Annotated in this window: 8 protein-coding genes and 2 pseudogenes; 4 read left to right on the plus strand and 6 right to left on the minus strand. The window is 66.7% G+C overall.

Annotated elements, in window-relative coordinates; all coding sequences use genetic code 11:
• Both AC1DZ6_RS14090 and AC1DZ6_RS14095 read left to right on the plus strand, forming a co-directional pair.
• Window positions 1–383: pseudogene (locus tag AC1DZ6_RS14090) on the plus strand (hypothetical protein); the annotation flags it as partial.
• Complete coding sequence (locus tag AC1DZ6_RS14095) at window positions 380–544, plus strand: hypothetical protein (RefSeq protein ID WP_477097790.1); 165 nt, start codon at window positions 380–382, stop codon at window positions 542–544. The pseudogene AC1DZ6_RS14090 and the gene AC1DZ6_RS14095, both read left to right, overlap by 4 nt.
• Before the next feature lie 4 nt (window positions 545–548).
• Here AC1DZ6_RS14095 and AC1DZ6_RS14100 read toward each other — a convergent pair whose 3' ends face one another.
• The 3 genes from AC1DZ6_RS14100 to AC1DZ6_RS14110 form a co-directional block, all read right to left on the minus strand.
• Complete coding sequence (locus AC1DZ6_RS14100) at window positions 549–1,733, minus strand: hypothetical protein (RefSeq protein ID WP_477097791.1); 1,185 nt, start codon at window positions 1,731–1,733, stop codon at window positions 549–551.
• Window positions 1,670–2,935, minus strand: a complete 1,266-nt coding sequence (locus AC1DZ6_RS14105) for an NAD-dependent epimerase/dehydratase family protein (RefSeq protein ID WP_477097792.1) — start codon at window positions 2,933–2,935, stop codon at window positions 1,670–1,672. Before AC1DZ6_RS14105 ends, AC1DZ6_RS14100 begins: the two co-directional genes overlap by 64 nt.
• Before the next feature lie 601 nt (window positions 2,936–3,536).
• Window positions 3,537–3,923, minus strand: coding sequence for a GNAT family N-acetyltransferase (locus tag AC1DZ6_RS14110; protein WP_477097793.1), 387 nt, complete (start codon window positions 3,921–3,923; stop codon window positions 3,537–3,539).
• A gap of 209 nt (window positions 3,924–4,132) precedes the next feature.
• Between AC1DZ6_RS14110 and AC1DZ6_RS14115 the strand changes: the two genes are divergently transcribed.
• Window positions 4,133–4,438, plus strand: a complete 306-nt coding sequence (locus AC1DZ6_RS14115) for a DUF6916 family protein (RefSeq protein WP_477097794.1) — start codon at window positions 4,133–4,135, stop codon at window positions 4,436–4,438.
• 23 nt (window positions 4,439–4,461) lie between these two features.
• On the opposite strand, the gene AC1DZ6_RS14120 is transcribed toward AC1DZ6_RS14115, so the two are convergent.
• From AC1DZ6_RS14120 to AC1DZ6_RS14130, 3 genes are read right to left on the minus strand one after another with little or no spacing between them, the layout of a single operon-like run.
• Window positions 4,462–5,007: a phage tail protein gene (locus tag AC1DZ6_RS14120; protein WP_477097795.1), complete on the minus strand. Its 546-nt coding sequence runs from the start codon at window positions 5,005–5,007 to the stop codon at window positions 4,462–4,464.
• Between the two features lie 22 nt (window positions 5,008–5,029).
• A complete protein-coding gene (locus tag AC1DZ6_RS14125) occupies window positions 5,030–5,584 on the minus strand; it encodes a phage tail protein (RefSeq protein ID WP_477097796.1) in 555 nt (184 codons plus the stop codon).
• 40 nt (window positions 5,585–5,624) lie between these two features.
• Window positions 5,625–6,164 (minus strand): phage tail protein, encoded by a 540-nt coding sequence (locus tag AC1DZ6_RS14130; RefSeq protein ID WP_477097797.1) that lies wholly within the window; start codon window positions 6,162–6,164, stop codon window positions 5,625–5,627.
• Window positions 6,165–6,608: 444 nt separating this feature from the next.
• On the opposite strand from AC1DZ6_RS14130, the pseudogene AC1DZ6_RS14135 reads away from it, so the two are divergent.
• A pseudogene (locus AC1DZ6_RS14135) lies at window positions 6,609–7,771 on the plus strand (hemolysin-type calcium-binding protein); the annotation flags it as partial.

A 7,771-nucleotide genomic window follows, 5' to 3' on the forward strand; every position in this document is an offset into this window, starting at 1 on the left:
GGATCCGCCTGCTGGGGGCCAGTCGGGCGGTGGTCGGGGTCGAGGGCGGCTCGTCTGTGGTCGATCCGGCGGGGCGACCGCCGACCAGCGATCTCGCGCCGCGGACCGAGATCCGCGCGATGTCGCCGCGCCACCTCGAGGCCGTGGCGACCCGAACCTTCCAGGTGCTGGTGGAGGGCGACTATAGCGGCGTGCTGGAGGCCGGGACCCACTACCAGCCCGTGCGTCGCGATCTGTCAGATATCGAGGCAGCCCTCGATTGCAGCCAAGATCCGCAACACGCCCAGGCGATGGTCGATCGCGCCCACGACGAGATCGTGGCCTCCGGTCGCTACAGCTGGCGGACGGTGGTGGCCGAGATCACCGACGCGGTGCTGGCGTGAGGCGCGGGTGGGGGCTTCGGCTGTTCCTGCGCCTGCGCGACTGGGGCGCCTGGGGGGTGATCATCGTCGAGTCGCGCCTGCTCAAGGCGCCGGTGCTCAGGCGCCGATTGGGCGCCATCGCGCGCCTGCCCTTGCTGCGGCGCTGGATCGGCGTCGACTAGGCGCTCACCGCCTCATCAGGCGGCGCGCGAGGCCTTCTAGTCCCAGGCGGCGGACGGCGGCGCGCACCCGCCCCCGGATCCGGCCGGGAGGGCGGATGTCGTGCGGGTTGTCGATCGCCAGGAACGGGAAGGTCTTGCGGAACTTGGCGTCGGCGCGTTCGCTGGCGACCGCGCGCGGTCGTCCCAGGGCGATCTCGGTGATCCGCGCGTCGAACACGTCGATCATCGCCCCGTAGCCGTAGGCCGGATTGAGGGCGATCTCGGCATAGGCGTTGGTGATGATCTCGGCGACCCGCTCGGGATCGCGCAGCACGGCCGCGACCTCCGCCATGTTGCCGTGGTCCTTGTCGAGCGGGACATAGTGCCGCCATGGCTCCAGCACGCCCGAATAGCGACCTGGATAGGCGATGATCAGGGTGCGCAGGGCGATCGCCTCGAAGATCCGGGGCGAGATCTGGGCGATGTCGATCTGGTCCTCGCGCCCCGCGAAGAACCGGTCGCGCAACATCTCGTAGGACGGCTTCCTGGCCAGGGCGGGGATCGGATGGGGGCGCTCGATCAGGGCGGCGAAGCTTTCGGTGCGGGCGGCCACCGCGCCGTCGAAGTCGAAGACGCTGGCCCCGCTCTCCACGGCCAGAACGGCCTGGCAGCTTCGGATGAACTTCACCCAGTCGCGGCCGTAGAGGCGGCTGTGTTCCGACCAGGCGATGTCGGTCGAGATGCCGAACCGCCTGGCGTCGCGCCGGAACAGCTTGCCGATCCGGATCTTCTCGCGCCCCTGTTCGCCGTGCCAGGCCGGATAGGTCCGGCCGCGATAGCCGACCATGGTCTTGCGGGCCGCCAGGGGAATGGGCGGGTAGTGGGTCAGCCAGTGGGGCACGTAGCCGGTCAGCACCTGCTGGGTGCGCCGCCGGGGCGCGCCGCCATAGATCCGCTCGGCCTCCGCCGGTCCCAGGCAGGTGAAGACCAGGTCCACGCCGCAGGCCTCCAGCGCTTCGAGCGTGGCGTTCACGAAGCGGTATTCGTCCTGGATGAACACCGCCTTGACGCCTTGGAACGCGGCCAGGGTCCGGCGCGAGCGCGGGCCGACGAAACTCTCGATCGCCAGGAACAGCGAATAGTGGATCACGACCGCGTCGAACGACTCCAGGGCCACGCCGTCGAAGATCTCACCGACCCGCGACAGCACGCGGATCTCGTGGCGCGAGTAGCGGGCGAAGGCGTTGATGTGGTCGCAGACCGTGGCGGCGTTGGCGGGATCGTAGTTGCAGGCCAGCAGGATGCGCAGCGGACGCTGCCCGCCGGACCCCGGGTCCTCGGGCGCTTCGTCACGCGACACGTCGTGGCTCGGCAGCGGCGGCCGGGGCTGGTCGTGGGTGTCCTWCATGGGCGGGTCCCGGTCGCCGCGCGCGACACGGCGAAATCGTCGGCGGGGTCACCGGCGGCGTCCTCCCGCCGGGGTCCGTCGTCGTTCACGATCCACGGCTCCGATTGAACTTGGGCGAGCCGGGCGCGCACCCGCGCCACGACGCGGTCCAGGCCCTCGTCCAGCGACACCTTTGGCGTCACGCCCAGCAGGTCGCGCATGCGGGTCAGGCTGGGTCGCTTGGCGGCGGTCATCCGAGCCGGCAGGTCGTTCAGCCTGATCAGCGACGGCGCGGCGTTCAGGCGGGCGCGGAGGCCCTCGGCCAGGGCCTCGATCGACGCCACGTCCGGGTGGCCTATGTTGATCACCGCGTGCTCCTCGACGCCGGCGGCGGCTTCGATGGCGCGGACGGCGTCGGAGATGTGCAGCCAGCCGCGGGCGCTGCCGCGGTGCACCTCGATCGGGCGGCCGCGCGCCAGGTTGTGGGCGAAGCGGATCATCGCCGAGCGATGATCGCCGAACTCCTCGTTCTCGTCATAGATCATGAACGGCCGCAGGGTGACCGCGCTCAGGCCGTGCTGGGCGACCTCGTAGTCGACCAGTTGCTCGCCCAGGAGCTTGGTCAGGCCGTAACGGTTGTTGGGGCGGGGAACCGTCCTCTCGTCCATCGGTCCGTCGGTGGGGCCGTAGACCTCGGAGGTCGAGAAATAGACCAGCTTGGCGTCGGCGGCCTGGGCCAGCAGCACCACGTTGTTCAGCCCGCCCAGGTTGGTGCTCACCGCCAGGCTGGAGGCCTGTTCGCAGGTCACCCGGCTGACCACGGCGGCCAGGGCGAAGATCACGTCCGGCTTCCAGCTCAGGGTCGGCATCAGGTCGGCCGGCTGGTTGATGTCGACCTGCAGATAGTCCTTGCGCCAGCCGGGCTTGATGTCGGCGCACAGAACCTTCCAGCCCTGGGCGCGCAGATGCGCGGTCAGGGGCTTGCCGATATTGCCTTCCGACCCGATGACCAAGGCCCGCTTCATTCGACGCTCGCTGACTGTTCTTCGCTGGGGTCTTGGCGGTGGTCGATCACGGCTTCGCGCCGCAGACGCTTTCTGGTCGGGCTTTGAAAGTTCGGCGTTGAATCGTCGGCGCCGCGCAATGGAGACGTTGGAACGTGACCGTTCATTGGCCCCTCTCGCGGCAGGCATTCTGATTTTGGGTCGAAGCGCCCCTCGACATGGCTTGACATTACGCGTTGGAAGCCTTGGCGAAAAGGGTGTTTGTCCTTGCTATATTGATCAGTCCTTATTTGGTCTTTGTCTTTTTATTATCCTTGAGTGGCGTCTTTATTTGCGGCAACGAAGTGTTCGAACAGTGTTATGTGAGCGTCGGCAAGAAATCCCTCGGGCGCCGCCAAGTTGGAAGCGGATCGGGGTAGTGGTTCGATCGGGTTTGGACCGGCTCGATCACTCGCTGTACGAGAATTTTTCCTTCGATACCCGTCAAGGGGGCGTCTCGGATCTGGCGGCGCTCGATGAAGTCGCGGACTTTTCTGGACAGCGGTCTGGCGGGCAGGTCGCCGAACACCAATGCCGCGGTCCCGTTCGGGTCGATCGCGTCCAGCCGCGCACCATGCCTGGATCAAGTCGAGCTTGCCGCCTTGAGGGGCGGCGCGGGCCAGCGCAGGGTCAGGTGGGTCTCGTTCTCCGCCGTCAGGACGAAGCCCAGCCGATGATAGAGCCGTTGGGCCGCCAGGTTGGCGCGGTCCACCTGCAAGGTCACCGGTGTCCCGGCGTCGGCCGCCTCGCCCATCAAGGCCCGCAGGATCGCGTCGCCGATCCCCTGGCCGCGCTGCTCGGGCAGCAGGGCGATGTCGACCAGGTGCAGGGCGTCGGACCCCCGATGGGTGGCCAGTCGCCCGACCGGCGCGGCGTCGATCGTGACGATCTCGAGCCGGGCCTGGGGGTAGGCCGCGCGGTAGCCCTGGGTCTGGGCGTGGAACTGCTGCTCCATGATCTTGGTCAGCATGTCGGCGGGCAGGGGGAGCCGGTCCCATCCAGGTCCGCGGGACGCGCGAAACAGGGCCAGCCGGAAGGGGGCGTCGGCCTCGACCTCGGGACGCAGGGCGAAGCGGACTGGAGCGCTTGCCTCTGGCGGACGCGATGCGGCAGGGTCTTCCCGTTCAGGTGGCGAGGTCGTCATAATGGCCCCGCTTCGATTCTGCCCCGAGGGATTCCATGGCCGCCGATTTCGTCGCCCTGACCGCAGACACCTTCGCCCCGCACCTGGGGGCGTCGTTCCGCGTCGAAGGCGGCCACCATGTCTTGTCGTTGCGCGAGGTCGATCGGTTCGAGAACCAGCCGGGCCATGCCGAGCTGGCCTTCGAGCCCTTCGTGCTGATCTTCAGCGGTCCCCCCGGCGATGTGCTCGCCGAGGGTATGCACACGATCATCCCCGAGGGGGGAGCCGCGTACGAACTGTACCTGATCCCCGTCCACACGCCCGCGCCGGGGCGACAGGACTATCAGGCCGTCTTCAACTAAAGCCACGCCACGAACCCGAACGCCTAGTTCCGCGAGGGGAAGATCCCCGACAGGGCGATGCAGACGTTCAGCACCAGGAACGGCTGACGGTTCTCGTGCGGCTGGTTGGCGCCCCCTCCGCTCAGCGCCTGCTGCGCCAGGGGCGCGATGGGCGTCGTCACGGTGCTGTACAGGTTGAAGGCCGGAGCGGTGCCCGAGCTGGAGCTGCTGCCGTTCTGTCCGAGGCTGTTGCCCGGCGACGGGAAGTTGCCGTTGGAGCCGCCCGCCGCGGTGGCGTCGGCCTTCAGGAAGTGGGTGTGCAGCGGGATTTCGGTCTGCAGCAAGGTGTGCGTGTACTCGCCCGTGATCGCGCCCTGTGGGGCGCCCTGGCCCATGCCGCCCGGGACCATTGTCCGCAGATCCGGCAGGGCGAAGGTCGTTGATCCGTTGCCGCCGTAGGTGGTGCCCAGCAGCGAGAACAGCGCCTGGTTCTGGGCGATGGACATGATCTGGCCGTTGCACATGGCCCAGTATTTCGGTGCGTAGGGGAAGGACATGATCCGCACCTCGCCGAGGTATTGCATGCTCATGAGTCGTGCTCCTCGTGGTGGGTCAGTTGCGAGCGGGGAAGGCGCCCTGCAGGGCGATGCAGTAGTTCAGGAAAAGCGTCGGCATCATGTTGTTGTGCGGTTGGTTGCCGCCCAGGGCGCCGATGCACTGGTTCGGCAGTTGCGTGAGCGGCGTGCCGACGGGGCTGTAGACCAGGCCCTGGGTGTTGCCCTGAAGATTGCCTTCGAACGCCTTGGCGAGCTGATTTCCGGACGAGGCCGAGACGGTCCCGGTCGCCGTGGTGGCCATCGGCGAGTGGCTGTGCATCGCCATCTCTTCGGAGAGGATGGTCACGGTCGTCGTGCCGCCGGTCTCTCCGAGATCGTAGACCGACAGGCCGGGTCCCGGCTGGCTGCGGCCGATATGGATCGGAATGTTGCCGATCAGATTGGGCAGGGCGAAGGTCGAGGTGCCGTTGCCGCCGTAGGTGGTTCCCAGCAGCGAGAACAGCGCGGTGTTCTGTTGGATCGCCATGGTCTGGCCGGCGCACAACGCCCAGCCCCTCGGAGCGAAGCCGAAGCCGAAAATGCGAATCTCTGCGAGGTATTGATCACTCATCTCTTGGAGTCTCCGGAAGATCTTTCGGGCGAGACACGGGTCAGTTCTGCGGCGGGAAAATGCCGGCCAGCGCGATGATGAAATTGATGCCCAGATAGGGCTGCATGTTGTTGTGCGGCTGGCCGCCGCCGGCGGACGTCGTCGATGCGGCGCTCAGGGCGACCTGCTCGTTCGACGCGCTGTACGGCGTGTAGGCGAAGATGCCTGTCCCGGCCGGTCCCTGGTCGGAAATCATCGTCTGGGCGGTGGGGACGCCGACCGTGCCCGCCGTCGAGGAGGCGAAGATCGGGTGGGGGTGAGCCGGCAGCTGGTTGGGCGCCAGGGAGACGCTTTCGAGGCCGGTCGACTGGCCGATGACGTAGGTCTGGCCGTTCTTCGAGCCCTGGTGGGAGGGAACCCGGCCGCGCAGGTCGGGGAGGTTGAAGGTGACCTGGCCATCGCCGCCGTAGGTGGTGCCGATCAGGGCGTACAGCGTGTCGTTTTCCGAGATCGCCAGTTGCGCTCCGTCGCACATCGCCCAACCCAGGGGAGCGAAGTTGCCCCCGAACATGCGGATTTCACCAATATAAGGCTCGGCCATGGTTGTTTTCCCTCGCTCCCAAGAGTCTTTAAAGCGCAAGCTTGAAGCGCGCGACTAGGAAACTAAACCTTGAGTCGCGCTCGCGTCTTAACCTTGATCAAGAATAGGCGCCCCCCGCCTCGCGATTGTCCCTGTCCTAACTCACTATCCTGAGCTGCACAATAGATAGGAGAACGCTGTTCGCCGATCAGCGTATGTTCGCTTGTGTCGCTTGAGACTCCCCGTTAAGGTTGCGTTCAGAGTTTCACTAGAGCGAAGAGGGAGCACGGGGGCACTTCGCGAGATTACCGTTCCGCACGCGCGGACTCCCAACCTTCGCATCGTGTGGCGCGGCGCCGCGCCCCCAGCCTGCTCTTCAACGATTTCATACGGGGCGCGCGCCCCGAGGTCCTCTCTCGTGCGCCGGCTTGCGCGCGCGGATGGCCTAGGTAAAGGGACCGATCCATGCCGTTTTCCGGCCAGTTGTGGTACACCACCGAAGGCGGCGACGCCGACACTCGCGTCGCGCGGGTCAATGACGACAGCACCGTCAGCACCATCGTCATCAGCAACGGCTCAGTGGGCGTCGGCGACGACAAGGTCCCCAGCTCGTTCATGTCCGATCTCGCCGTGGACACCGCGGCGGGCTTCTATTTCGCCATCAACAGCAGTTCGCTGGACAACAACGCCATCCTCGTGCGGGGCGCGATCGGCAGCTCGGCCGCGCCCGTCATGGTGGTCGACTTCCCCAACAACATCATCGTCAACACGATCGAACTCGATCCGATCAACCACAAGATCTATGCCGGCTATCAGGACGGCAACGTGCCGCCGGTCGGCGCCAACAGCGGCATCAGGGTCTACAGCTACGATCCCCTGACGGGCGCGATCACCGACGACGGCTTCCTGACGACGGCCGTCACCGACGACCGGGCGAACGAGGGCGGCTACTTCGTGCTCGATCCGCAGGATTTCGCGATCGACTACTCGATCGTCGCGGGCGGTCGGATGTTCTACAGCGAGCGGGTCGACGGCGTATCGGTGGGCCTGTTCCGCCTGGATCTCGCCGCTCCGAACGTGGTGACCGCCCTGGTCTCCGACGCCCAGTTCAACGACACCACGATGGCCGACGGCCTGATCATCGACGTCGAGGTCGATGAGAGCACCGATCGGGTCTATTTCACGACCCATTCGAAGTCGCCTTACATAGCCGGAAGCGCTCACCCCGAATATTACGACGCCAACGACAACGCCCTCTGGTGGGTCAGCGGAAACGCCACGGACGGTACGGCGGTCAAGGTGACGCTGACCGGACTGCCGGGCGGCAACCTGTTCTATCCGGGCGACATGGCGTTCGATCAGAGCACGCGCCAGATCTATATCGAGAGCGAGGAAGAGGCGCTCAGCGGCAGCGACAACAATGACGTCATCTACGTCTTCCAGCTGGACGCCTCGGGCTCGAGCGCCAGCCTGATCCGCACGATCTCGCCCGGTCTCTCGGTCAACGGCGCCAATATCGAGGGGATGACCTTCACGGACCTGGCGGCCCTGAGCGTCAGCGGCACGGCCACGGCCACGACTGAGCAGGGGTCCACCACCACCCTGCTGACCGGCGCGCCGACGATCAC

This window comes from Caulobacter sp. P1_B12_2, assembly GCF_056406675.1.

Bases quoted from the DNA above. Each gene is read 5' to 3' on its own strand.
- AC1DZ6_RS14110 (WP_477097793.1), bottom strand. From the start codon at position 3,923: ATGCTGACCAAGATCATGGAGCAGCAGTTCCACGCCCAGACCCAGGGC.
- AC1DZ6_RS14115 (WP_477097794.1), top strand. From the start codon at position 4,133: ATGGCCGCCGATTTCGTCGCCCTGACCGCAGACACCTTCGCCCCGCAC.
- AC1DZ6_RS14120 (WP_477097795.1), bottom strand. From the start codon at position 5,007: ATGAGCATGCAATACCTCGGCGAGGTGCGGATCATGTCCTTCCCCTAC.
- AC1DZ6_RS14125 (WP_477097796.1), bottom strand. From the start codon at position 5,584: ATGAGTGATCAATACCTCGCAGAGATTCGCATTTTCGGCTTCGGCTTC.
- AC1DZ6_RS14130 (WP_477097797.1), bottom strand. From the start codon at position 6,164: ATGGCCGAGCCTTATATTGGTGAAATCCGCATGTTCGGGGGCAACTTC.